The sequence below is a fragment of the Solobacterium moorei genome, assembly GCF_036323475.1.
Classification (GTDB): domain Bacteria; phylum Bacillota_I; class Bacilli_A; order Erysipelotrichales; family Erysipelotrichaceae; genus Bulleidia; species Bulleidia moorei.
In genome coordinates this window covers 956,433-980,735 of record NZ_AP028934.1, presented here as the reverse complement: position 1 = coordinate 980,735, position 24,303 = coordinate 956,433, and the positions used below count along the sequence as shown (strand labels likewise).

The 24,303-nt window shown below is 36.8% G+C and carries 26 protein-coding genes; 8 read left to right on the top strand and 18 right to left on the bottom strand.

Annotated features, from left to right (window positions below; genetic code table 11):
• Positions 1-4: 4 nt before the first annotated feature.
• Positions 5-478 (bottom strand): PTS galactosamine transporter subunit IIB, encoded by a 474-nt coding sequence (gene agaB, locus RGT18_RS04950; protein ID WP_006525187.1) that lies wholly within the window; start codon positions 476-478, stop codon positions 5-7.
• A 195-nt stretch (positions 479-673) separates the two neighbouring features.
• On the opposite strand from agaB, the gene RGT18_RS04945 reads away from it, so the two are divergent.
• Positions 674-1,468: an HAD family hydrolase gene (locus RGT18_RS04945; protein ID WP_028077943.1), complete on the top strand. Its 795-nt coding sequence runs from the start codon at positions 674-676 to the stop codon at positions 1,466-1,468.
• 45 nt (positions 1,469-1,513) lie between these two features.
• On the opposite strand, the gene RGT18_RS04940 is transcribed toward RGT18_RS04945, so the two are convergent.
• From RGT18_RS04940 to RGT18_RS04915, 6 genes are read right to left on the bottom strand one after another with little or no spacing between them, the layout of a single operon-like run.
• On the bottom strand, positions 1,514-2,527 hold the full coding sequence (locus RGT18_RS04940) for a LacI family DNA-binding transcriptional regulator (RefSeq protein ID WP_006525185.1): 1,014 nt from the start codon (positions 2,525-2,527) through the stop codon (positions 1,514-1,516).
• 37 nt (positions 2,528-2,564) lie between these two features.
• Positions 2,565-4,484, bottom strand: coding sequence for an alginate lyase family protein (locus tag RGT18_RS04935; protein ID WP_051240943.1), 1,920 nt, complete (start codon positions 4,482-4,484; stop codon positions 2,565-2,567).
• A 46-nt stretch (positions 4,485-4,530) separates the two neighbouring features.
• Positions 4,531-5,349 carry a PTS system mannose/fructose/sorbose family transporter subunit IID gene (locus tag RGT18_RS04930; protein WP_006525183.1) on the bottom strand — a complete coding sequence of 273 codons (819 nt, stop codon included), beginning with the start codon at positions 5,347-5,349 and terminating at the stop codon, positions 4,531-4,533.
• Positions 5,336-6,124, bottom strand: coding sequence for a PTS mannose/fructose/sorbose/N-acetylgalactosamine transporter subunit IIC (locus tag RGT18_RS04925; protein ID WP_006525182.1), 789 nt, complete (start codon positions 6,122-6,124; stop codon positions 5,336-5,338). The genes RGT18_RS04930 and RGT18_RS04925 overlap by 14 nt, the downstream gene beginning before the upstream one ends.
• A 21-nt stretch (positions 6,125-6,145) precedes the next feature.
• Positions 6,146-6,637: a PTS sugar transporter subunit IIB gene (locus RGT18_RS04920; protein ID WP_006525181.1), complete on the bottom strand. Its 492-nt coding sequence runs from the start codon at positions 6,635-6,637 to the stop codon at positions 6,146-6,148.
• Positions 6,638-6,646: 9 nt separating this feature from the next.
• Entirely contained in the window at positions 6,647-7,831 is a 1,185-nt protein-coding gene (locus RGT18_RS04915) for a glycoside hydrolase family 88 protein (RefSeq protein WP_028077941.1), read from the bottom strand.
• Positions 7,832-8,024: 193 nt separating this feature from the next.
• Between RGT18_RS04915 and RGT18_RS04910 the strand changes: the two genes are divergently transcribed.
• The 4 genes from RGT18_RS04910 to RGT18_RS04895 are packed head-to-tail and all read left to right on the top strand — an operon-like array spanning position 8,025 to position 11,508.
• Complete coding sequence (locus tag RGT18_RS04910; protein ID WP_006525179.1) at positions 8,025-9,008, top strand: bifunctional 4-hydroxy-2-oxoglutarate aldolase/2-dehydro-3-deoxy-phosphogluconate aldolase; 984 nt, start codon at positions 8,025-8,027, stop codon at positions 9,006-9,008.
• A gap of 1 nt (position 9,009) precedes the next feature.
• Entirely contained in the window at positions 9,010-10,029 is a 1,020-nt protein-coding gene (locus tag RGT18_RS04905; RefSeq protein ID WP_028077940.1) for a sugar kinase, read from the top strand.
• Positions 10,030-10,053: 24 nt separating this feature from the next.
• Positions 10,054-10,857: a gluconate 5-dehydrogenase gene (locus RGT18_RS04900; RefSeq protein WP_028077939.1), complete on the top strand. Its 804-nt coding sequence runs from the start codon at positions 10,054-10,056 to the stop codon at positions 10,855-10,857.
• A gap of 18 nt (positions 10,858-10,875) precedes the next feature.
• Complete coding sequence (locus RGT18_RS04895; RefSeq protein ID WP_006525176.1) at positions 10,876-11,508, top strand: RpiB/LacA/LacB family sugar-phosphate isomerase; 633 nt, start codon at positions 10,876-10,878, stop codon at positions 11,506-11,508.
• Between the two features lie 64 nt (positions 11,509-11,572).
• Here RGT18_RS04895 and RGT18_RS04890 read toward each other — a convergent pair whose 3' ends face one another.
• Genes RGT18_RS04890 through ulaG form a run of 7 tightly spaced genes read right to left on the bottom strand, consistent with a single transcriptional unit; the run spans position 11,573 to position 17,515 of the window.
• Positions 11,573-12,424, bottom strand: coding sequence for an L-ribulose-5-phosphate 3-epimerase (locus RGT18_RS04890; protein WP_028077938.1), 852 nt, complete (start codon positions 12,422-12,424; stop codon positions 11,573-11,575).
• The gene (gene araD, locus RGT18_RS04885) at positions 12,414-13,103 is read right to left on the bottom strand and encodes an L-ribulose-5-phosphate 4-epimerase (protein ID WP_028077937.1); all 690 of its coding nucleotides are present in this window, start codon (positions 13,101-13,103) and stop codon (positions 12,414-12,416) included. Before araD ends, RGT18_RS04890 begins: the two co-directional genes overlap by 11 nt.
• A gap of 2 nt (positions 13,104-13,105) precedes the next feature.
• Positions 13,106-14,155 (bottom strand): hypothetical protein, encoded by a 1,050-nt coding sequence (locus tag RGT18_RS04880; protein ID WP_028077936.1) that lies wholly within the window; start codon positions 14,153-14,155, stop codon positions 13,106-13,108.
• Positions 14,156-14,202: 47 nt separating this feature from the next.
• Positions 14,203-14,496, bottom strand: a complete 294-nt coding sequence (locus tag RGT18_RS04875; RefSeq protein ID WP_006525163.1) for a PTS sugar transporter subunit IIB — start codon at positions 14,494-14,496, stop codon at positions 14,203-14,205.
• Between the two features lie 7 nt (positions 14,497-14,503).
• Positions 14,504-15,964, bottom strand: a complete 1,461-nt coding sequence (locus RGT18_RS04870; RefSeq protein ID WP_028077934.1) for a PTS ascorbate transporter subunit IIC — start codon at positions 15,962-15,964, stop codon at positions 14,504-14,506.
• 17 nt (positions 15,965-15,981) lie between these two features.
• Complete coding sequence (locus tag RGT18_RS04865; protein WP_006525161.1) at positions 15,982-16,437, bottom strand: PTS sugar transporter subunit IIA; 456 nt, start codon at positions 16,435-16,437, stop codon at positions 15,982-15,984.
• A 13-nt stretch (positions 16,438-16,450) separates the two neighbouring features.
• Positions 16,451-17,515 (bottom strand): L-ascorbate 6-phosphate lactonase, encoded by a 1,065-nt coding sequence (gene ulaG / locus RGT18_RS04860; protein WP_028077933.1) that lies wholly within the window; start codon positions 17,513-17,515, stop codon positions 16,451-16,453.
• Positions 17,516-17,729: 214 nt separating this feature from the next.
• Here ulaG and RGT18_RS04855 point away from each other — a divergent pair, with 214 nt between their 5' ends.
• The 3 genes from RGT18_RS04855 (at position 17,730) to RGT18_RS04845 (ending at position 19,515) form a co-directional block, all read left to right on the top strand.
• A complete protein-coding gene (locus RGT18_RS04855) occupies positions 17,730-18,533 on the top strand; it encodes a DeoR/GlpR family DNA-binding transcription regulator (RefSeq protein ID WP_006525159.1) in 804 nt (267 codons plus the stop codon).
• Between the two features lie 6 nt (positions 18,534-18,539).
• Positions 18,540-19,028, top strand: coding sequence for a transposase (locus RGT18_RS04850; RefSeq protein WP_338176483.1), 489 nt, complete (start codon positions 18,540-18,542; stop codon positions 19,026-19,028).
• A 139-nt stretch (positions 19,029-19,167) separates the two neighbouring features.
• Complete coding sequence (locus RGT18_RS04845) at positions 19,168-19,515, top strand: HIRAN domain-containing protein (RefSeq protein WP_006525158.1); 348 nt, start codon at positions 19,168-19,170, stop codon at positions 19,513-19,515.
• On the opposite strand, the gene brnQ is transcribed toward RGT18_RS04845, so the two are convergent.
• The 4 genes from brnQ to RGT18_RS04825 all read right to left on the bottom strand — a co-directional run bounded on the left by brnQ (position 19,439) and on the right by RGT18_RS04825 (position 24,302).
• The gene (gene brnQ / locus RGT18_RS04840) at positions 19,439-20,860 is read right to left on the bottom strand and encodes a branched-chain amino acid transport system II carrier protein (RefSeq protein ID WP_245580931.1); all 1,422 of its coding nucleotides are present in this window, start codon (positions 20,858-20,860) and stop codon (positions 19,439-19,441) included. The genes RGT18_RS04845 and brnQ overlap by 77 nt on opposite strands.
• Before the next feature lie 8 nt (positions 20,861-20,868).
• Positions 20,869-22,431 (bottom strand): ABC-F family ATP-binding cassette domain-containing protein, encoded by a 1,563-nt coding sequence (locus tag RGT18_RS04835; RefSeq protein ID WP_028078378.1) that lies wholly within the window; start codon positions 22,429-22,431, stop codon positions 20,869-20,871.
• 15 nt (positions 22,432-22,446) lie between these two features.
• Positions 22,447-23,136: a phosphatase PAP2 family protein gene (locus RGT18_RS04830; protein ID WP_028078379.1), complete on the bottom strand. Its 690-nt coding sequence runs from the start codon at positions 23,134-23,136 to the stop codon at positions 22,447-22,449.
• Positions 23,137-23,222: 86 nt separating this feature from the next.
• A complete protein-coding gene (locus RGT18_RS04825; RefSeq protein ID WP_037404053.1) occupies positions 23,223-24,302 on the bottom strand; it encodes a M42 family metallopeptidase in 1,080 nt (359 codons plus the stop codon).
• Position 24,303: the final 1 nt, after the last annotated feature.

Sequence of the window (24,303 nt, the reverse complement as noted above, 5' to 3'; positions counted from 1 at the left end):
TCTATTATTTAATCATTTCTTTTTGTGTTCCTGGAACATCCTGTATAAATACATTTGTTCCTGTTGAGACTATAAATTTCAAATCATCCATATCTGTATCATCAACATATACTTTCTTAGAAAGTTCTCTCTTTCCTGGCGCAAAGTGCATATTACCGACATTCAAATCTTTTAGATGTACACCTTTCTCTACCAAAGCACGAGCACTTTGTGGATTGCGTACAACTAAGAAAATACGTTGATCAGGAGATGCTTTATCAATCACATCTGCAGTTTTCTGAATCGTGAAAAAGCGAATTCCAACATTACTCGATTTCGCAGTTACTGTCATTAATGATTTCTGTAATTCATCTTCTGCAACAACATCATCTGCAACTACAATCAAATTTGCATTTAATGTTTGTGTCCAAGTAACTCCTACCTGTCCATGTACAAGACGATTATCAATTCTAGTCAATAAAATATTATCCCCCTTCATATCATTTCATCTCCTTTCTATTTACGGATAAATTATTGAGCATGCAAAATAGTAAATATTCTTATCATGCATGAGAATGATCCTCTATGTTTTCACTACTAATCTAATTATGTTCTTCTATTCACATAAAAGCAATACCATATCAGCGTAATAAATTCACCATTATAAATCAAAGTACTGTTGTATTATATATCTATGAAAAACATAAAATTAATTGCAAGCGATATTGATGGAACACTACTTTTAAATAGTGCCAAAACATTGAACCCAAAAATCTTTATAGAAATTCGCAAACTACGAGAACAAGGTATCCTGTTTATGGCAGCTTCAGGTCGTGAATATACAAATCTAAGAAGTTTATTCTCTCCAGTAGCAGATGACATCATCTATCTTTGCTTAAATGGATGTTTAACATTTTACCACGATCAATGCATATCTAAAGAAATAATGGATACCGATATCGCCAAAAGACTCATTACCACAATCCAATACGATAATAACGCTGAAGCACTCATCTCTGGTGAGAAGACATGCTATATCACTCCAAAGAATCAAAGTTATTATGAGCATTTAGCAAACACTGTTAAAAATCATGTGACTATTGTTGATGATTTATTCAACATTCCTGAACCATATACAAAAATATCCGCTTATTTTAAAGACGGTGTAAATGAACATTATCAATATTATGCAGATATGTTCGATAAAGATATTACTGTCCAAATTGGTGGCAAATGCTGGTTGGATTGTGCTCCAAAAGGAGTTAACAAGAGTACAGGCTTTTTAAAGTTACTTTCACATTTAAGCATACCTGCAGAAAATACTGTGATGTTTGGAGATAATGATAATGATAAACAAATCTTACAAACTTGTGGTTATCCTATCGCAATGACAACAGCAATACCATCCATTCGTGAAATATGCCCTTATCAAGTGAGTACTGTTGAAGAAGGTATTGCGTCCATTCTAGAAACAGATACTCTATCATGACTATAGTCTCAAAAAGAACTCTCACTTCATTTTGATGAGAGTTCTTTACTTTCCAATTATTACTGATTCATTCCAATTGATATAACACTTCAAGATTTGATTTGGACATTCTTCATATCTTTCTTCAATTGCATCAATTAAAATCTTTGCGGATTGGCAGCCTTCTTTATAAGCAGGTTGAACAATTGTTGTTACTGTTGGAGCAGATAAATTTGCCCACTCTGTATTATCATACCCCAGTAAGCCAAGTGTATCTGGCATTAAATTGCGGTAGTTTTTTAAAGCCACAAACACACGTGGTAGTAGGAAACAGTTTGCCACAAAAATCAAAGTCTTTACACCAAAGCGTAATTCCTTTTCAATGATTTTGCGAAGTCCCTCTTCGTCTATATCTGCAGGTACGATGTTTGTCTTGCTGTGGATTCCTTTTAGAATAAGTGCATCCTCAAAACCTTTCGTTCTTTCCATACGTGTACTTAGAACACTAGGATCTGCACTGATCATTACAAACTCATCATAGTGCTTCTTATTAACAAGTAATTCAACAGCCTCTAATACAGCTTCATAGTTATTTGTCTTGACCCACTTCTCATTTTCTATAGATACTTGCGAATCAATAAACACAACTTCACGTCCTTTTTCTTTGATCTTGTCAATCAAACCAGAAAACCGGCTAGATGGTTGAATAATAAAACCATCTACACCCATCGATAACATACGATCAACATAGCTCTGTTCAATCCTATAATCGTAATTACTACTACCTACGATTAGTTGATATTGATTTTCTCTAGCATGATCTTCAATGCCCTTTACAATCTGATTCGCAAAAGTATTTGTGATGTCACCAATAATAACACCTATGAGTTTTGTATGCTTCGCATTTAAAGTTCTTGCTGCAATACTCGGTTCATAATTTGTATCTTTAATTACTTTTGCAATTCGCTTTTTTGTTTCTAAAGACATTTTATCAGTTTTGCCATTTAAGTAGAATGAAACTGTTGTTTTAGAAGTATTAGCTCTTTCAGCTATGTCCTTAATCGTCAATTTTCCTTTCATGATAAAATCCCTCTTGCGTATATATTAGCATACCAATTTAAGTACGCATCACATATAGTGTTTTATTTCCATCTTTTTCGTGAATTACAATCACTTTTGCGTGGAAAGGTACCCCATTGAGGTACATAATCTTCCTGCCAGAAAAAATTTCTTGATGGAAGACCGCAATCGTATAATTCTCTGTCCTACTCACAATAAATTGTTTTGCATTTACAATATCTTTACTAACAATCGTTTCGCCAGCTTGAATCACATCAATATCTTCAACAAAATATTCTGGTTGGTGAAACGTTGTAATTACATTCAATGTATCTGTAAAGTCATGAGAAACAATTCCAACTTGATGAACCATCTGTTCATTATAAATAAACGAACAGAATTGCTCTTCCGCATGCATGTCACCCTCATAAGTCCAAATATTCTTTGGTATTTCATGGTACATTGGATCAAAGTGAAAATACTGTTTAATTTGATGCGTACCATCACACTTCACTTCATCACAGATAAACCAAATACCACTGTCGATAGTGACGAGTTTTCTTGTCCATATCTGTAAAGGATTCTTGGATATTACACTTCCTTCATAATAGTGTATCTTGCCATCATGCTTTACATATGTTTTCATAGGAATTGTAAAATCACTATATGTCCAACTACCACTTGGAATACAACTTGGGTGGTCATCAATTACAAGACTGTTATGTGCTGCCACCGATTTTAGCCTAATTCGCTCTTCATGATCTTCACGATATGTATATCTACCACTATCGATTAATACAGGCTTTCCATTCATGCATAACGAAACGTGTAAATTATCTGAATGTCCATGACCGCTACCTAAAGAACCATTTGTAAACATCGTAAAGTTTGCTGATGATCCCCAACAACTTCTTGTCGTAAATACCCCAGATGCATATCCATCAAATGATTGCAAAGCTGGTTGAAGTAATGGTAGGTTTTTATACTCTTGATTTGCACATGCACCAAAGTAATACATATTTTCCGCATCAAATTCTGCATTACCAAAGTACTTCAATATACCATTACTAAAAAGATATGATGCTCTTTCCATAACGGCAGAAATTGTAACCCTATCTGTATCCCCAAAGCATTCAATTTCATTATTAGGCATTGATAGTTGATACAGTGCTTCTGACATCTTCTCTGCCGTATCAATGATATATTGATTACAAATTTGATTGAATACTCGTTTATAATAAATTACTTTCAATAAAATATTTAGCACTTCCACATGATACATTGTGGATTGTTCCCACTGTAGTCCATCTTCATAAATTTGAATCTGAAGCTGTTGCTGTATTTCTTGTTCTACCCAAGAGTATAGATGGCCCTGATTTGGGTATATATCTAATATGATGTATAGGATACCTACTTGAATACTTCCCCAATTACTGAGTGTATATTTGGGTTGGTAGTTTTCTTTTAAGTACAACGCTTGATGATATATACTTGTAAATATCAGCTCAAGCTCTTCATCTTTCAAAACAGAATAATGTAATAGATATGGTACAGCCTCAAACATACTCATCATACGGATAGCTGTATCTAGGGTTCTTGTGCTAGGTTGACTTACTATGCGTACATGAGAATTAATCCAATGTATAATATAATACTTTGCCTTTTGTATATATCTAGTGTCTTTGCTAATTATATATGCATTGATTAACGTATCTAAGTATTCCATCCGATTTAGCATGAAACACCACTCTTCATCATCATGGCATACAGTTTCCCAATTTAATACATCCAACTTATATGGAATACTACACCTTTCCATATCCCAAGGTTTATCAAATACAAAAGTTTGATCTAACAAAAGATCCGCTTTTGCAATGATTGTCTTCTGTTCTTGGACAGGAATGACGATATGATCAATATCTTTATAATCAATAACTTTCTGGCACATCTTTTTAATGTGTTTTATATCTATCATCATTCTATCCTCCATATAAAAGTAGGGAGCCTATCGCTCCCTTTTCAAACTAAGCCAAAATCTTGAAGTAACTAAGAACAATTCCTAATACAACTGTAATTAGAACTAAGATATAAGTGTTTAATTTTTTCTTCTTAATTAGATAATACATTAAATATGTATATAGTACTGGTAGTAACGCAGGTGCAACCTTATCTAACATTCCTTGAATATTAACTGTAGACTGTTTTACACCTTCTTCAACCGCACCAGCAGCTAAAGTGATATTTACATTCATCTTAACAAATGTAGCCGCAAGACCAGCAATAACTGTTACACCTATCATACTTGCCGCTTCTGAAATTGTACTCATCTGAGATGATAGCTTATCAATCAAATCCGTACCAAGTTTACGTCCATAACTACCCACGCCAAGTTTAATGAGTACCAGTGTAATATTCTCAGCAAGCAAGAATAACAATGGAGCTACCGGTACACCTTGTAGTGCTAATGAAGCGAAAATCGTTGAGAATAAAGGCGCAATACAGAATTGTGATAATGAGTCACCAATACCTGCTAATGGTCCCATTAATGCCATCTTAATACCACGGATTGATTCATAATCATATCCCTTATCAGCCATTGCTAAATGAATAGAGGTAATAAATGGTAAGAAGTTTGGATTTGTGTTATAGAATTCAGAGTTATTCTCTAATTCTTTTGCGAATCTCTCTTTATCATCACCGTATAGCTTCTTGAATGCAGGATACATAACAAGAGCATAACCAAGTCCCTGATAGTTTGTATAGTTGAAACCATTTTGTAAGAAATATGCACGTAACGTTGTTTTTGTATAATCGGCTTTTGTTAATTTATTAGATCCAGTCATCGTGTTCATCCCCATTTCCAGTTGTAGCAGCTACTGGCTGATTTTTACTTGCATCATTGAAATATTTGATGGCAAATGCAGCAGCTACTAATGCAATACCCATTACAGGCATCTTTAAGTAAGAAGCTAAGATATATCCCATGATTGCAAATGGAATTAATTCTTTCTTTAGCATAACGCTCATAATCATTGCAAATCCGATTGCCGGTAACATACCACCCGCAACAGATAAGCCCTTTAATAACCACTCAGGAATGAGACCTACAACGTAACTCAACCATTCCATCGCTACAGAGCCTGTAAATCCAAGTAAGAAACCCACAACCGCGAACAATACCACTGTCAAGTTTGCTTGTAATCTAAACCCAGCAAAATCTTGTCTCTTTAGCGCATTAATAGCACCTTGTGGTCCACCTGCACGTACAGTGTAAATTGCTGTCTGTAAGAACTGAATTGCAACTGCAAATGGAATTGATAAAGATAGTGCTGTTTCAGGCGTTACATTTGGCATTGTAATCGCCATGAGTGTACCAATGATACCAGGACCGATTGGATTTGGTGGAACAGTCCCACCTGCACCCACACCGAAGCCCATGAATGCAAGTTCACTGATTGCACCAACAGATAATGCAGTTGGTAAGTCTCCTAAAATGACACCTACTCCAAAGCTCAATACTAAACAGCGGTTTGTAAAAATGCCAAATAACATACCGGAGTAGCAGAAGGCTGTCCAAAGACCAATTAAAATGGCTTGGATTACTGAAATGTTTACCATATAATTCCCCTTTCTTCTTTCTTATAGGTATTTTTTAATATCGACAGGTGCACAGCCATCGTTACCACCTGGCGTTGTTACTGTATTAAATGTAATGTTATAATCATTCACCATCTTACGTAGAGCAGCTTTGTCCTCTTCACCTAAAAAGATGGAACGTGTAATCTTTTCTTTACCCTCTGCGTTATGGATATTTCCAATATTGTATTCCTTAACTGGAACGCCACCTTCTACTAAGCGAAGAGCGTCTTGACAATCCTTTACAACTAAGAAAATTGTTTGTTGCGGGCTAGCTTTATGAATCACATCGATTACTTTCTGTACTGAGAAGAATCTCGCTGCAATTGAGCTTGAGAGTGCCGTCTTCATCAACGATTGTGAGATATGGTCTTCACTAACTTCATCGTTTGCAACAATCACGGTGTTTACACCTAATGATTTTACCCACAATGCGCCTTGACCGTGTACAAGTCTTTCATCAATTCTAGCCATTACGATATTTGGTGTGCTCATTTTTCCTCCTTACCAATATGGATCCCATTTTTTTAATTGACGTAATATTGCTTCCATAAAATAGTAGTCACCCCAGATGTTTCCTTCATCAACACCCTTCCCAGAGTGCCATGAATAAACACCATGATATAAAATTGGTTGACCCGGCTTTGTTTCTTTTGTTTCATAGTTTTGAATCAGTGAACGCATCATACGATTAGCACTGCCACGATATACTCTTTGATCTTCTAAAGTGAGGAATTTCTCCATCTCCAAGATACCGCAGATAGCAATCGCCGCTGCTGAAGAATCCTTAGACTGCTCACTCCCATCGCCGAAGATAAGATCCCAATAGCAGATATCATCTTTTGGTAAACGATTTAAGAAATAGTTTGTCATGCCCTTAAAGAGAGAGATATTCTCTAAGTTATTTGTATAACGTGTATTTAATGCAATACCGTAGATACCCCAAGACTGTCCACGTGCCCATGATGAGCTATCACTATATCCTTGACGTGTTGCTCCATGTGATGGACCACCTGTGTTGTAATCCATGTAGAATGTATGGAATGCCGAAGCATCATCACGAATTACATTACAGATACTTGTTTGATAATGACTTGTAGCAATCTTTGCATACTTCTCATCACCCGTTACTTCTGTTGTCCAATACAATAATGGAATGTTCATCAGACAATCAATAATAAATCGATAATGATCTGGACTATCTTTAGGACCCCATGCTTGTAGGAATTGTCCTTTCTCTTGCCAACGCTCTAACAACTTGTCCGCCGCAAGTACTGCAGCTTTCTTGGCGAGTGAATTACCTGTTAACTTATAGCCACTTACACACGATAAGGAATATAAGAAACCTAAGTCATGATGATCAAGTTCAATACGATTCTTAACTCGATGGTAGAAACTTTCGATATTTTTCTCCGCTAATTGGCGATACTTTTCCTCTCCCGTATACTCATATGCCAACCACAGCATTCCTGTCCAAAATCCATCTGTCCACTCAATATTCTCGATAATCGGATAAATTCCACCTTTCGCACAGGAGTATGGAAATTTACCTTTGAAGTAATCCATATTTAAATCTACTTGTGCGATGCATATATCCATTGCCTTTTTTAATTCATCTACGGATAAATTTGGTTCCTTTGAATAAGCATCAATATTCTGAATTGTTTCAATATTAATCTTTCTTGTCACCAGGATCCTCCTTCTGCAAAACTGGTTTACTAGCTACGTTGATTATATGGTGATAAAATATCGTATGTCAACGAAATTTTATAAAATTCTATCAAATTTCAATAAATTTGCACAAAAATAAACCAGTTTACTAAAAAATATTGACAAAACCAGTTTACTAAACTATTATCACATTGATTATGGAGGTTATATTATGGACGAAATATTGGATAGAATATCTAAAATTGGTATTGTTCCTGTTGTAAAGATTACAAACCCTGAACATACAATACCGCTGACACAAGCTTTATATAAGGGTGGAATCGATGTTGCTGAGATTACTTATCGTAGCGAATATGCAACAGAAGCAATTCGTAGCATCAGCACAAACATTCCTAATATGCTAGTAGGTGCTGGAACCGTCACTACAGTTCAACAAGCTGTAGAAGCAATTGAGGCTGGTGCAAGTTTTATTGTGACACCCGGCTTTAATCCAAGTGTCGTTTCATGGTGTAAAGAGCATAGCATCCTTATATTACCTGGTGTATCAACAGCCAGCGAAATTGAACAAGCTCTTACATATGACTTAAAAGTATTGAAGTTCTTCCCTGCAGAAAGCAGTGGTGGTGCAAAGAAACTTAAAGATTTCTATGGTCCATATGCAGATATTAAATTTATTCCTACAGGTGGCATCAACGCTGTAAACATGCACGATTATTTAAACTTACCTAATGTACTCGCAATCGGTGGTAGCTTCATGTTACCAAATGATTTGATTCATGCTGAGGATTGGAACAGCATTGAAGTATTATCCTCTCATGCTATTAAATCATTGCTTGATTACCAGTTAATTCACCTCGGTATCAATGCAAATAGTGAAGAGCATTCTCTGGAAATTGCACAACAATTCTGCAAGTTATTCCACTTCACTTACTATAAAAAACCTAAATCAAATTTTGCAGGTAAAGGCTTTGAAATCATGCACAAACCAAGCCGAGGAACAAATGGGCATATCGGTATATTTACCCGATACCCTGAGCGAGCACTCTATCAATTAGCAAAAGAAAATATATATGCTATAGAGGAAACCATCACAAGAAATAAAAAAACAAACAAAATCAATTTTGTTTATCTTGACTTAGAAATTGGTGGATTTGCAGTTCACTTAATCAATCCAGACGTACAGATGGAGGTATAACATGAAGATTATTACATTTGGTGAAATCATGCTAAGACTCGCAACACATGGTTTCTATCGTTTCACTCAAGCAACAGATTATGAAGCTACATTTGGTGGATGCGCTGCAAATGTAGCAGTTAGCCTAGCCAACTTCAATGAAGATGTTTCGTTTGTAACAAAACTGCCTACACACGATATTGGTCAATGTGCGGTCAACGACCTAAGAAAATATGGTGTTGATACAACAATGATTGTTCGTGGCGGTAATCGTGTTGGTATCTATTATCTTGAAAAAGGTGCGAGCCAGCGCCCAAGTAAAGTTATTTATGATCGTGCAGGCTCTTCTATCTCAGAGGCCTCCCCTACTGACTTTGATTGGAAGGAAATCTTCTTAGATGCAGATTGGTTCCATTTTACAGGTATTACACCTGCATTAAATCCACAGGTTGCCCAAATTACATTAGAAGCTTGTAAAGAAGCAAAGAAACAAGGATTACAAATCTCATGTGACCTTAACTTCCGAAAAAAATTATGGACCAGCGAGCAAGCAAATAAAACAATGTCTGAAATCATGCCATACGTAGATGTATGTATTGCAAATGAAGAAGATGCCGAAAAGGTATTTAACATTCATGCAAGTAAAACCAATGTCCTCACAGGCGAATTAAATCGCGAAGGATATATCGAAGTTGCCAAGGAAATTAGTGAACGTTTCCATTGTCATACTGTCGCAATCACACTCAGAAAGAGTATTTCTGCCAGCGATAACAAATGGTCTGCAATGCTATACCAAGGTGGACAAGCATATTTTTCAAAGGAATATGCAATCCATATTGTAGACCGCGTTGGAGGCGGCGATTCCTTCGGAGCTGGACTCATCTATGGATTACGTCATTTTGAAAAACCACAGGAAATTATTGAATTTGCTGTTGCAGCAAGTTGCTTAAAGCATAGTATCGAAGGTGATTACAATCGTGTAACAGTTGACGAAGTACTCACACTCGCAAATGGTGACGGCTCAGGTCGTGTACAACGATAAAAGATAAAGGAGATAAAAGAAAATATGTTTGATTTAGATTCATTTTCATTAAAGGGAAAAGTCGCATTTGTTACAGGCGCTAGCTATGGGATTGGCTTTGCAATTGCTAGTGCATTTGCGAAAGCAGGTGCCACAATTGTATTCAACGATATTAAACAGGAATTAGTGGATAAGGGTCTTGCTTCTTATAAGGAAATTGGCATTGATGCACATGGTTACGTATGTGATGTAACAGATGAAGAAGCAGTAAACAAAGTTGTGAAACAAATTGAAGAAGAAGTTGGTATCATTGATATCCTCGTTAATAATGCAGGTATTATCAAGCGAATTCCAATGCTTGAAATGACCGCCAGTGACTTTAGACAAGTTATTGATGTAGATTTAAATGCACCATTCATCGTTTCCAAAGCAGTTATCCCTTCTATGATAAAAAAAGGTCATGGCAAGATTATCAACATCTGCTCTATGATGTCTGAATTGGGAAGAGAAACAGTTAGTGCATACGCAGCTGCTAAGGGTGGCTTAAAGATGTTAACAAGAAACATCTGTTCAGAATACGGTGCATATAATATTCAATGCAATGGTATTGGACCTGGTTATATCGCAACACCACAGACCGCCCCATTAAGAGAAAAACAAGCAGATGGAAGTCGTCACCCATTTGATAGTTTTATCTTAGCTAAAACTCCAGCTGAAAGATGGGGAGAAGCTGCTGACTTAATGGGTCCTGCAGTATTCTTAGCATCCGATGCAAGTAACTTTGTAAATGGACACATCTTGTATGTAGATGGTGGAATCCTTGCATATATTGGAAAACAACCACAGTAAAGAAAGGTAGAAAAGAAAATGAAAATTGCATTAATCAACGAAAACTCACAGGCAGCAAAAAACCAATTAATCTATGATGTACTCAATGAGGAAGCTACAAAAAAAGGCCATACAGTATATAACTACGGTATGTACAGTGCAGAAGACGATGTTCAATTAACCTATGTAAAGAATGGTTTACTTGCTAGTATTCTTCTAACAACAAAAGCAGTAGATTTTGTTGTTACAGGATGCGGAACAGGTCAAGGTGCTATGCTTGCATGTAATTCCTTCCCTAATGTTTTATGTGGACACATTACAAATGGGCTTGATGCATATTTATTCGGTCAGGTAAATGATGGTAACTGTATCGCAATGCCATTTGCACAAGGGTTCGGTTGGGGTGCCGAAATCAACCTACATGATACTTTTGCCAAATTATTCTCTGAACAATTCGGTGGTGGTTATCCAAAGGAACGTAGAGAACCAGAACAACGTAACAAGAAAATTCTTGATGGTGTTAAGGAAATCACACATAGACCATTAATCGAAATCTTAAAGCAAATTGACCAAGACTTCTTACGTGAGACGATTGCCGGTAAACACTTTGCTGAATATTTCTATCCGAATTGTCAAGATGAAGAAATTGCAAACTACTTAAAGAGTCTATAATCAATTTATGTTTAGAGGTGATGCAAGCACATCACCTTTTTATTTAAAAAGGAGCATACGCTCCTTATTCAAAAACTTGATTTAATTTGTCTCTTAGGAAACTTCCTGCATGCTTGCAGATATCACGCCAATTCTCTTCACCTGTATACCAGAATTCACCAGTGAACATCTGTACACCCATATCCTTTAGACATCTGATGTCTTGTACAAACTCTGTATGTCCTGTTCCAAACGGAATCTCACGATATTTACCCGGAACTGTTTCCTTCAGGTGAGCTGCTACAATATGCCCACTTCCCTTTTGTAAATCTTCGATTACGGAAGTTCCGTAAATCTTTTCCGCATTCGTTAGATTGCCAATATCAGGATATATTTGTAAGTATGGACTATCGACAATATCAACGTATTCCATTGCCTTTTCAACGGTATCCATGAATGGTGTTTCCATTGTTTCAAAACCCATGACAACGCCATACTTAGCCGCCATCTTGGTAGCGATGTGAAGATTCTTGATAAACTGGTTCTTTGTATCTTTATTACCTTCTTTGTAATAAACATCATAACCCGCAAGTTGGATAATACGAATGCCGAGGTCTTGTGCAAGATAAATTGCTTTTCCCATAATTTCAAGACTTCTTGATTCTGTATCAGGATCTAAATCACCTAACGGGTATTTACGATGTCCACTAAGACACATCGTATGGATTGGAACACCTGTCTTTATGATTGCTTGTTTAATAACGTTTCTTTCTTCTTGGCCCCAATCCAAACGTGCTAGTTTATCATCTGTTTCATCAATAGAAATCTCTAACCAATCAAAGCCAGATTCTTTACAGATAATTAGCTTCTCTTGCCAAGATAATTCTTTTGGCATGGACTTTTCATACATGCCCAAACGATATGCCTTATTGTCCATAGTATGCATTCTTTCCGTGTTTACGTAGATAGTGTTTATCCAAGAGTTCCTGCTGCATATTTCCCTTTTCAGGGTTCAACATGTATGCATGGAAATTCATAAAGCAGATTTCTTCTAAAACGACTGCGTTATGCACTGCGTTGAATGGATCTGTACCCCAAGTAAATGGCCCATGGCTATGTACGAGTACTGCAGGAACATCATCTGGTTTGATATCCTTGAATGTTTCAACGATGACATTTCCTGTTTCTAGTTCATACTGTCCCGCGATTTCTTCTTCACTCATCTTCCTTGTACATGGTATCTCACCATAGAAATAGTCACCATGTGTCGTTCCCATCGGTTTAACGCCTACCCCAGCTTGGGCAAAGCTAACTGCCCACTTACTATGAGTATGTACGATACCACCGATATGAGGGAAGTTACGATACAACACTAGATGTGTATCTGTATCGGAAGATGGTTTGTATTTGCCTTCTACCTTTTCACCTGTTTTTACATCTACAACGACCATATCTTCTGGTTTTAGTTCATTATATTCAACACCAGATGGCTTGATAACCATTAAGCCCTTTTCACGGTCGATACCGGAAACGTTACCCCAAGTAAAGACTACAAGTCCATTCTTAGGCAACATCATATTTGCCTCATATACTTTTTGTTTTAATTCATCTAACATATTTATTCCTCAATCGTGTACAATGCAATTTCATTTGTTTCGCGATTTGATACGAAGATCTTCTGTACATTCCCATCCTTGAACGCCAATGCATTTGTAGGACCTGCATTACGATCTAAGTTTTCACTGATATATGTATTCGTATCTGCATCGTAAGATAAAAGATTTAGTTCTAGTTCATTCCTACGATAACCATAGATTCCATATACCTTTCCATTCATTTCTAATGGATAGATTGCATGCAAGAATGGCATCTTTCTTTCATCTTCCCATACCTTTTGATAAGAACCATCTACCAGCTTATAGATAGCAAGTGTATCACCATGGAATGGTGCGAAAGTCATTAGCTCTTTTTGTCCGTCATTATCGAAGTCTAGATACAACATATCAGAAGCTGGATCAGCTGTAAGCTGCTCGTATGTCCATTCGCTATTTTCATCAGCTGGTGGAATAACTTTAAAGATACCGTTCTTTGTGCCGACCAGGGCAATTTGATAATCCTCTTCTTCTGTCTTGAAGAAGCCATGGTTTTGTGTAAGACCACTGATTAATGGTGTAAGTTCTAACTGATGATCTTCATCATAGATGGAGATATCCTCTGGCAGCTTAGCCACCCATACTCTTCCAGGACATGTCCAGTCATCTTTGAATGCATGTGCACTCTTTAATGTACAAGCTACCAGATACTTCTGGTGATTTCTTTCAATCACACCAAAGCGATGTACGAATGGAAGCTTGCATAATGTATGAATCTGCCACTCACCATCTTTTCTGAGGTAGTATACAATCTTGGAATCTGCCCCATTATTTGGAGAGTAGAACTTCCAAGTCGCAAGTATTGTTGGATATGTCTGGTTTGGATACTGTTCTAGTGACATCACACCACCAGGTCCATCCCACAACTTTTCTACAAAGTTTCCCTCATAATCATATAAGTAACATGGGTCTTCTTTTTCAGCAGCACATGCAAGATAGTTCTTCCCATTGAATTCTACCTGTGCTAATGCATAACACTTATTTAAAGTACCCAATACTTTCTTATTTACTTTCATTCAGTAAACCTTTCTAAAAAGCTACTGCTCAGCAGTAGCTTTCGTTGTTATTCTGCAAAGCCTGCTTCTTTTAAAAGTGCTTGCGCTTCTTTATCTGATAGTACGTTCTTCATACCGCAGATTTTAACGCCTTTTTTCTCTGCATCTGTAAACATGTTCTTAAAGTTTAGTGGGCAAAATACAACATCATATTGAGTTGCCGCACTCTTACCTTCTGATAAAGAACAGTGATGAATTGTAGATACCTCTACACCTAAATCTTTACATGCCTTTTCCACTCTCATCTTCATCATCAAAGATGTTCCGGCTCCATTTGCACATGCGACTAAAACTTTAATCATTTGTTGTTCACTCCTTCTTTACTTTTTCTTTATAAGCTTCGTAATCCTCTACACATAAGAAATATGTATCTGGATGGCTACGATATTGTAACTGTGGAATCAAGATTAGCACTACTAAGATAATTGCTAAACCAATAAATCCTGCATACTTCATGATAACAGTGAAGATTGGCCATACAACTGCCCAGTCCCACATACCTAAGTAACCACCATGAGCCGCAAGTCCTACTGCACCAGCGATTAAAGCACTACCGAATACCTGGCATAAACCTGAAAGGAATGGGAATAACATAGCAGCCTTTATGCCACCCTTATTATTTGCGTATACAGCGATTGTTGCGTTATCAAAGAATACTGGAACGAACCCTGCAATAACAATTGTTGGAGACTTCAATAATAGTAATGCGATGATAGCAATAAACTGACCTAATGCACCGAATAAGAAACCGATAGTTACTGCATTAGGACTACCAAATCCATATGTAGCTGCACAGTCGATACCAGGAACCGCACCAGGTAAGAATGTATTGGAAATACCCTGGAATGAGTTTGTTAATTCTGTTACGAATGTACGTACACCAAGTTGTAAGATAGCTAGATATACAGCAAACTTAAGTGATGTATCAACCACATACATGAAGAAGCTTGCGCCTTCCTTTAGCACCTTAGTTTCAATAAAGTAATCCTTACCTAATACAGCCATGATAGCTCCGAAGAAAATCATCATTAAGATAGCTGTAGAAACCATGTTTTCATTAAAGATTGACATAAAGCCAGGTAATTGGATATCTTCGATTCTCTTAGAATTCTTCTTATTACCAAATATCTTCTTGGATAAGTATGAGAAGAACGCGATACCAAACATTTGCTGGTGAGCTACACAGAATCCACCACCGTCTGTTAAGTCCTGAGAAATTTCAACTGTGAGGTTAGAACCAACTGCCCAGTATAAACCAAGAATGAGTGACATGATAATTAACATTGGTGTATCACCCAACTGTGGGAAGCAGAATAGAATTAACCAGAATGCTGTTGCGGCCTGTTGCATTTGCACATGACCTGTTGTGAATACTGCACGTAATTTTGTAATCTTGTTAAACTTAACAAGAACTAAGTTAAAGATAAATGCAATTAATAATAGGAACATTACTTGTGAAAAGCTACGTCCAATTCCTTCCATTGCTGACTGCACTGCATTTTGTCCGAAGTATGGATCGATAACCATTGCATCTAAGTTAAAGCGATCTTTTAATCCAACAAGGATTGGTCTGAAATTACTTACTAGTCCACCAGAACCTACGCTTAAGATCAAGAAACCTACTGTTGCCTTAATAAAACCTGCTAGCGAATCGTACCAAGTCTTTTTCTGAAGAATGTAACCAATTAAGACGATTAAACCAATAAAGTATGCTGGTTTGGTCAAGATATTACTTGCGAACCATACCCAAATTCCATATAAAACGCTCATATTTCCCCCTAATTATATTATTTGTATTTTTCGATGACCTTTCTTAAGTCGTCATCATTGTGAATTTCTAATAGGTCATTTACGACCTCTTCATTCATTAATAGTTCAGATAGCTGCATCATATTATTTAGATGTTGATCGTGATTAATAGCAGCGAGTGTAAAGAATAGCCTTGCGTCTTTTTCTCTATCATTATCATCGAACGCAACTGGCTTCTCTACCTTCATAAAACCAATACCAGTTTTGTATACACCCTCTGCACCTAGCGTAGAATGCGGCATTGCTACATTAGGACAAATCACAATGTATGGTCCATATTCTGTAACACATTTAATGATTGCTTCTACATAGCGATTATCGATGAATCCTTGTTCAATCAACGTTTCCCCACAACCCTTGATGGCATCTTGCCAGGTTGGAAATTCTTGATGGTAGCTAGTCAGATGATTATCTAGTATTTCTTGTAGTAACATTTATTTTCTCCAATTATAAAATACTTGGGAATGGAACATTGCGTTCCTTTGTAAAGCAGTCTTCAAATCCACGACGATAGTGGAACTTCAATAAGTCCTTATCTAATGGCCATGTATACTTACCACCTACATCCCAAATGAATGGATGGAACTTGTACTTTAGCACATCCTTCTTGAAGTTATATACTAACATTATTTCTTCAGGATCCGCTTTCATATTTGTCCATACATCATGGTGCAAAGGAATAATTACCTTTGCGTTAGTCGCTTCACCCATTCTGCACATATCAACAGATGTCATCTTATCTTGGCATCCTACAGGATTTTCACCATACGCACCGAAGGCAATATCAATATTGTACTTCTTACCGATATCCGCATAGCAGATACTATAGTGTGAATCACCAGTATGATATACAGTTCCTGCAGGCATCTCAATTAAGTAGTTGACTGCTTTTTGATCCATGTTTGTAGGGCAGATACCTGCAATATCTTCACCAACTTCCGTTGTGACTAGACATGTTCTGTCGTAGGACTCTAATACATGAATCTTTGTATCCTTGATTGTAATTATATCCCCTGGCTTAACAACCTTACAGCGCTCTTCTGGAACGCCCCAGCCGACCCACTTTTTCACACACTCCAATGGTCCAATAAACGGCACATCATCACTACAGTTCTTTAATACAGCTGCCGCAAAGAATGGATCGATATGATCGTTATGATAATGAGTCGCTAATACTGCATCACACTTTGTTACACCAAATGGATCATAAACAATTGGTGCTGCACGCAGATTAGGCTGTAGATTTTCAACGCCCATCATATTTCGCATTTGATGGTATGGGGCCATGGATGATACTTTTTGTGTTCTCTTTCCATTGCCAAACCATAAGTCGATTGCGATGTTTGTATCATTTTCTGTCTTAAACCATACACCTACACATCCCAACCACCACATTGAAAATGTACCAGGTTCAACAACTGTGTTGTCAATCTCTTCATTTAGCCATGTCCCCCATTCTGGGAATGCGCCTAAAATCCAAGACTCCCTTGTAATTTCATTTACTTTTGGCATGATAACCTCCTTTATGATGGTTTTATCATACCAACTCATTTTTTGATTATCAAAGAATTATATGTTCATTTAATCGTTTTTACGACTTATTCATTTAATTTAATCATTTTTATATATTTATACATTATTTTTGGAATTTTTTAATTAATTAAAAATATTTTTATGATTATTCATTCATTAAATGTTATAATTATTTCGAAGATGGAAACGAAATATGAAAGTAGATTATAAGATTGTTCAAAAACGTCGTGATGATATTATGATGATTATTCAAAAATTAGGAGATGTTACTGTAAAGCAGTTAATGAATGATTTTGATGTTTCAGAGATTACAATTCGTCGTGACTTACAGTACTGGGAAGATCGCGGAGCTATTATCCGTTACCATGGTGGTGCAAAAATCATCCAACACATGGTTGACCACGATAATAGTGACTTTACAAATAAGCGCTATAAACATGCAATCGCAAAAATGGCAGCAAGTTACATCGAAGATGGCGATACCATATTTATCAACACAAGTTCTACCGCCCTACTCATCCCACAGTATATTTTAAATAAGCGTTGTACTATTATTACCAATAACGCGAAGATGGTTCTAGTTAAACATAGTCCCTTAATTAGCATTGTGTTAACAGGTGGTGAACTGCGCTATCCAAAGGAAGCGATGGTTGGTGATTTTGCACTGAATAATCTACATAAGATACGCGCAAATAAATGTTTCTTGGGTTGTAGTGGTATTAGTAGCACAAGTGGTATTACAACTGCAATCTTCTCCGAAACAGCAATCAACGAAACAATGGTCAGAAATACTCTTGGTAGTATCTTCATTGTTTGTGACTATACAAAAATTGGTCAAACACACAATTATATTTCTGCCAGTGTAAACAAACTAAATTATCTGATCACAGATATTAATGCGCCTGATGAAGAACTAGTAAAAATTCAGGATGCTAATCCTACAATGATGATTCACAAAGTTGAGCCTCTTAGTTCTGCCGCAATCAATCAAGAATAAAAAAATATTCTAACAGTAAACAAAAATGGCCTAGACAAGAAGAGAGGATTATCTAAGAGCCAACTCTGTATCGTTGTGGCAATCGATTGTCACAAAAATACATACGCTGTTATTTGTGGTCATGGAAAGCCATCTGCTTCACGTATCTTTGAAGCACTAAAGAATCATATCGCTTCCGGATCAACACTAGTACATGATGGCGAAAGAGCACATGACAAGCTGATAAAAGAATTAGATTTGAAAGAAGAATTCTATAAAGCCAATACACACGACAAAGAATATCTAGAGAACATGGCATTGATAAACAATATGTGTTCATGGCTAAAAAGGTATATCTATCGCTTCATTGGGATGAGAATGACTAATCTACAATCCTATTTAAATTGGTTTGTATATCTGTTTAGAGTAAAAGGTGCAGTAGAACTGTGGCCAAAGATGGATAGAATTTTACGACATTTGATATTATTCAACGGAACATATAAGAGAAATACTTGATTTCATCGCATTTCCATAGGCCATTTTTGTTTACTGTTAGAAAAAATATTTGAGTAAAATCAAATATTTTTTATCTGGCATATTTTATGTACAGACCCTCCTATATAGTACTTATAGACAAGCAAGGAGGGATTAACCCATGAAAGAAGCTTATATAACAGTTACAGGAACATTCTACCGCTACGGTACAGAAATGGTTGAAAAAGGAGACATTCTTTATCTCAAGAAAGATACAAATAACGAATACGATACTGAATCCATTCAGGTAAATCACATCCCCTTTGGTAAAATCGGTTATGTCGCAAATAGCGTTCGAACTGTGATTGGAGAATGCATGAGTGCTGGTAGACTCTATGACAAAATTGGACAAACTGCAGAAGCAGTCGTAACCTTCAAATCACAGGATTATATTATTTGTAAAGTTGTTTTAGATCCTTCTTTTTCTGAAGTCCAAGTTTACCAGCAGAATGCATGTAACGAAAAATAGTCTTATGGCTATTTTTTGTCATCTTAGATAATAAGAAACCAACGACGAATCCAATCAGAGAGAAGATTACCCACGCAAATCCAATCTCATACATTGGTAATTTCTGATATAGATTAACTAGTCCCTCCGTAAATGCACTATGCATGAATGTATAGGATGGCTTAGAGAAGGTATCTATAAATGCAGCGATAATTGTTGCGATAATCGTAGATTGATAGATAATCTTATTTTCCCCTACAAAGCTGCCAACCAACAACAAGAAGATAAATACAATCGTAATTGGATATAAGAATAGTAATGCAGGTAATGAGTACTTGAGAATACGATCCAATCCAAAGTTTGATAATAGGAATGAAATTAGTGTAAAACCAACCGCATAAGTACGATACGATACTGTCTTTGGGAATACCTCAACAAATGTTTCTGCACATGAAGTTACGAGACCAATCGCTGTCTTTAAACATGCAAAAATCATAATTCCTGCAAGTAGTACATTACCAACAGCATCATAATAATGTTTTGCAAGGATAGCTAAGGCAACACCACCATTTTCACTTGTACCTTGTAATAAAACAGATTGAGCACCTAAAATCGTTAATCCAAAATAGATAATTGCCATTAATGCAACTGCTAGTACTCCACTTCTGAGTGTAATCTTCGCAATTTCTTTTGCGTCTTTGATATGAAATTCTTTGATTGCGTTAATTAGTACAATCGCAAATGCAAGAGATGCCAAAGCATCCATGGTATTATAGCCTTCTAAAAGGCCAGTAGAAAACGAATGCGATATATAGCCACCTGTAGGTTGTACATTTGTAAAGGAACCAATAGGTTTTACAAATGCCATTACCAATAAGCAGAATAATAATACTAAGAAGATAGAGTTAATATATTTTCCAATCCAAGTCATAATCTTCGATGGACGCAAAGAGAATAATAGTACTAGCGCAAAGAAAATCAGTGTATAGATAAATAATCCAAGTTGTGTTTGATTAGATGAAATAAATGGTGTAATACCAGTTGTAAAACTAACTGTCGCTGTTCTTGGAATTGCAAATAATGGACCAATACTTAAATAAAGAATGACAGTAAAGAAGTAACTAAACCATGTAGATACCTTCTTTGCCGCATCAAATAACCCTTCGCTCTTTGAAATGCCAATTGCGGCGATTCCAAGTAGTGGTAGCCCAACACCTGTTATACAGAAACCAATGATGGCTGGAATACTATTGGCACCTGATAGCTGTCCCATATATACTGGGAAAATCAAATTACCTGCACCAAAAAACATCCCAAACAACATTGATCCAAGTAATAGATATTCTTTTGTTGTTAATTTTTTCATAGACCTCCTTAAATAATACGCGTTGTCCATTCAGTACAATCAACAACACGAGTCGCTAAACCTTCATAGAAATCTGGCTCATGGCAAACCATTAGCACAGTTCCTTGATAATCTAATATTGCTTGTTTTAATGAATCTTTCGCATCCGTATCCAAGTGGTTTGTAGGTTCGTCTAATACAAGAATATTCGCATCACGATTCATCAACTTACACAGTCTGACCTTCGCCTGTTCACCACCAGAAAGTACTTGAATACGACTTTCAATATGTTTTGTTGTTAAGCCACACTTGGCAAGTGCCGCACGGCACTCATATTGTGTCCATGCTGGGAATGTGTCCCAAATTTCTTGCAAGCATGTTTTATCGTTTTCACCGAGCACTTCCTGTTCAAAGTATCCGATCTTTAGGTACTGATCTTTTTCAATCTCACCGGATAACGGTGGGATGATACCAAGCAGACTCTTTAAAAGTGTTGTCTTACCAATACCATTGGCACCACTTAGAATCACCTTCTCTTTTCTTTCCACAAGGAAATCAAGTGGTTTGGAAAGTGGCGTATCATAACCAATCACGAGTTGCTTTGTTTCAAAGATGACCCGACCAGGTGTACATGCAGTACGGAATGAGAATTCTGGCTTTGGTTTTTCAATGCTCTTTTCAATCAGCTCCATCTTATCCAGTTTCTTCTGTCGAGACATCGCCATATTACGTGTAGAGACACGTGCTTTGTTTCTAGCCACGAAATCCTTAAGCTCCGCAATCTCTTTCTGTTGACGGTTATAGGCAGCTTCCTTTTGTGCCTTACGGACTTCGTAGACTTCCATAAACTTATCATAGTTACCTGCATATCTTGTAAGTGCACTGTTATCCATGTGATAGATAATATTGACGACGCTATTTAAGAATGGAATATCATGAGAAATTAAAATAAACGCATTCTCATATTCTTGTAAGTATTTTTGTAGCCATGTGATATGCTCTACATCGAGATAGTTTGTAGGTTCATCTAAGAGTAAGATATCTGGCTTTTGTAGTAAAAGCTTCGCTAATAAGACCTTTGTACGTTGACCACCTGATAAATCCACAACATCTCGATCTAAGCCTAAATCATATAGACCTAATGCACGTGATACTTCATCAATCTTCGCATCAATCATATAGAAGTCATGTGCATTTAATACATCCGCTAATGAACCTGCTTCACTCATCATGTCATACATCTGCGCTTCACTGATGGACTCATCAGCCATATCCATATAAAGTTGGTTCATGCGACTTTCCATTTCAAAGAGTTCATCGAATGCAGTCTGTAAGACCATACGTATCGTGCTACCCTTTGTTAAAATAGCCGTTTGATCCATATATCCTGTAATGACATGTTTAGCCCATTCCACTTTTCCTTCTTCCGGAATGAGTTGACCAGTCACAATTTTCATGAACGTTGATTTACCTTCACCATTTGCGCCAATCAAACCAATATGTTCACCTTTTAACAATCGAAAAGACACATCATCAAAGATGATACGATCTCCAAAGCTATGTGATAAATGTTCAACGTTTAATATACTCATGACTACCTCTTTACTTTAAAATGTTAAAACTTTTCCCCAATGATGTTTCATTGCTAGTTTCATTGAAATATACGCAATGATAATTCCTGCAGGAATATCAATGAAATAATGTTGTTTACATAATACTGTACTTGCGAAAATCAATACGCAGAATACTGCGGAGAAGATACGATAGGAATTCGCATACTCAGGGCGTCTTGCGACTCCCATATAACAACAAGTACTAATCAAACAATGGTAACTTGGCGCTAGGTTTGTACCATAGCGGCCACCATCCATATTGTAAATCCACTGAAGCGCTTGATTTAACACACCAGGATTATCATTGAGAAGGTTCTCCGCAACACGGTCCATACGTGTAGGATAGACTGTAAATACAATCGCACCTATCAAGTATGCCACAGACATTCCAACTAAGAAATCTTTGAAATGTTCCTTCGTTCCATTCTTTGCAACGGCCATTGGACCATAAATCCAGAAAAAATACGACAAGATATAAACAGTAATGAACGGAAGAAATAGTGGTATCAAATCATCTAGCCATGCAATCTTGGTTGTATGCCACCCTATCCCTAAGGCAAGACTAATATCATTTGTCCAAAGATACATATATCTCTGCATAATAAACATGCCGATTCCAGCGATATATCCATACACCGGAATCTTGAAAAACCTCTTATTTAAACAGTCTTTTAACCATTCCATAATCGTCCTCTTTCACATCGCTTATTATATCGTAGACAATGTAAATCTCCTATCGTTATCATCAAAAAAGGAGGTAAATTACCTCCCTATGCCTGTGTAAGGATGTATCGATATAATAATTCAACTGTATCAACGACATCTCGTACATCGACGACTTCATAGCTATGTACATAACGCATTGGAATCTGAACACCACCAGCGATAATACCACCGTTTAATGTCTGCATAAAGCTTGCATCGGTCGCACCAGCCGCATACGCTTCAATTCCGTATGGAATCTGATTATCCTTCGCAACTTTCTTTAAATCATGCACAAGCTGTGGATGTGCAATCAAGCCACCGATACAAGTAGAAAGTTTATCCATCACCTTGATGGATGTTCCCTTACCTAATACGTTAATATATTCAGATTCTGGAACACCTGGAATATCTGTCGCAAGACTCATATCTAAAGCAATCGCAATATCTGGTTTAATATTTGTTGCGGCTACGATAGCACCACGAGCGCCTACCTCTTCTTGGGTTGTAAAAACCGCATATAAATCAGGAATATCTTCTCTACCTTGTAGTAAACGTACGACCTCTTCCAAGATAAACACGAGTGCACGATCATCCAGCGCCTTACCACCTAACTTATGTTTACCAAGTTCAATTACTGGATAGTCAATCGAAACTGCATTACCCTCTTCAATGCCAAGATCTAATACTTCTTGGCGAGATTCACAACCTACTTCAATAAAAAATTCATGTACGGAAGATGGCATTGTTGTACAACGATCAGGTCTTCCTGGATGGAGTGAATTAATAATACCGTTGATATGCTTACCTTCATCTGTCTTAATGATGACACGCTTACCAAAGAACTGTTGAGGTGCGAAACCTCCAAGTGTATCTACCCAGATAAATCCTTTACTATCAATATGACGAATAATTAAACCAATTTCATCCATATGTGCCGCAATGAGAATCTTCTTACTACCTGTTCCTTTACGATGATAAATTAAATTACCAAGCACATCTGTAGAATGTGTAAAGTCTGAATCAGCTAAGTTTTGCTTGATAAGTTCTGCGACTTCTTCTTCAAAACCGCTAGGTCCAAATACAGATGATAATCCTTTGATACGCTGGCGGAAGTTCTTTTCAATTTGTTCACGATTAAATTCCATA